The sequence below is a fragment of the Pseudomonas sp. 05N434 genome (assembly GCF_056396965.1).
This window is the reverse complement of record NZ_JBFTMK010000769.1, coordinates 1-1,783: the sequence shown is the minus strand read 5'-3', so window position 1 is coordinate 1,783 and position 1,783 is coordinate 1. Positions and strand designations below refer to the sequence as shown.

Below are 1,783 nucleotides of genomic sequence, written 5' to 3'. Positions count from 1 at the left end.
CAGGAAGAGTGCGTCGCGCCTTATCTAGACCCCCACAGCATGGCCAACAAACTCGTTCGACTGGCCTCGTCGCAAGAAGCTCGGGACAAGGTCGGAGAGCAGGTCCGATCTCTGGYTGCACGCGAATTCAATATGTCTCGTTATGTCGAACAATTACTCGCCCTTACAGAGGGTAATGCAGCCCTGTCCCGTCAGGAGCAGGTTGACGCAGCCACGATACAACAGGCCGAGGTTGTTGATTTAGACTACTACCCACCGGCAGGTGTCCAGCTATCAGGGGCTACTGAAGCTATTCGCCGATACGTACGCTCGTGGACGCGCGGCGTGTTGCGACGCAAGTTATTCCCGGGCTTTGATCCCCTCGTTTACCAGGATATGAATGCCTCGGCGGTCGGAGCTCAGGATCCATTGGCGCACTTTCTGAGTGCCGGCCGCCCCGAGGGGCCATGGAACTCGCAGAACCTTTCCTGGAAAGATCACTCTTCCACATCCACCGATAGAAAATCGCTGATATTTATCAGCCTGCGCTCTGCCGACTCTATCGAGCAAATCGTCAAGCTTCTCGTGAAAAAGTCAGCCCAGATTGATGTTGTCATTCTTGTTCCGGACGAACTGGCCGCTCTTACCATCAAGCAATGTCTTCAGAAAGAGCGATATTCAGTACTGAGCATACTGGTGAGTGAAGATCAGCCATTACTTGCGATCCTCAAACACCTGGCGAGCGTTCCTTACCTGGATTACCCAGCGATCGCGCATATCAACCTGAGCACCGACCCGATCGACATCGATTTCAGCGACTGGGAAACCTATCAGCAGTACCTGATCGAAAACATGATAGGCGGCAAGTACGATGCATTGGGAGTCATCGCGAGTCACCTGAGCAGCGATTCATCCGATACCGCTTTGGGGCTGGTTTTCCCGGAAGACCCTAACATTCATGACGCTACCGCAGACTCGGTCATCATCTCAAGCCTTTGTCAGTCTCTTGGATTCGACGCGCCCGCCTCACACCACCTTCCGTACCCAGTGAATGGATCATTCTGGGGAGCACCAACAATTTTGAGCAGGTTGCTCGCCGATGCTGACTGTTGGAAGTCGACGTTAAAGAGCCTAAAGCTTACTGCCGCGGAGCAGGAACGGATCCTTGCCCGTCTGTTGGCTGAAGCCTGCCGCAACCATGGCAAACACATCGTCACCACCGTAGTTCCGGGCATTACCTATTAACACACGTGCAGGGAACCGCTAAAAACAAAGTAAACGCTCCATAAATCCCACCTTCCAAGAAGCAGGGTTTATGGAGCGGCTGCTCTCCGAGGAGCGGGCACTGGGAAGGCTGAACCGCCCCGGACTTCCTTGATCCCCCCAAGCTCGTTGCGTAATACTTTTCAAGTTCTACCGATGACATCTGATTGTTGTGCACTTACTGGCAATGTTTAACTTGCTTATGGCGGTGTTTAGGGCAGGAACAAAAGCGCAGAAAACTACCCACCACTCAGGAGAATCTGCAGCAACTGCCGCTGAGTGACGGGCGCACTTTTCTCCAGGCAAAAAAAACCCGCCGGAGCGGGCTTTGGGGAATTATTTGATCAGGTTAACGCGGTTGAACTTCGACTTTCTTGCTTGCGGCCCAGCTTAGAAAACATATTCTTTAGTTGGGCTTGAGCTGGCAACTCAACAAATCGCCAGATGCCATATGCAAATACAAAGGTAGCAACCACAAGCAAAGGAAATATCGCATCCTTTGGCAGAGACTCAAACATATTTTTGTGCGACATGTAGAACC

The 1,783-nt window shown here is 52.3% G+C and carries 2 protein-coding genes; one reads left to right on the top strand and one right to left on the bottom strand.

Annotated features, from left to right (window positions below):
- Positions 1-1,224: glycosyltransferase (locus AC1DLB_RS29165; RefSeq protein ID WP_477786202.1), on the top strand; the 1,224-nt coding region annotated here is incomplete at its 5' end.
- Between the two features lie 362 nt (positions 1,225-1,586).
- Here the strand turns inward: AC1DLB_RS29165 and AC1DLB_RS29160 are convergent.
- On the bottom strand, positions 1,587-1,783 hold a 197-nt coding region (locus AC1DLB_RS29160), incomplete at its 5' end, for a hypothetical protein (RefSeq protein WP_477786201.1).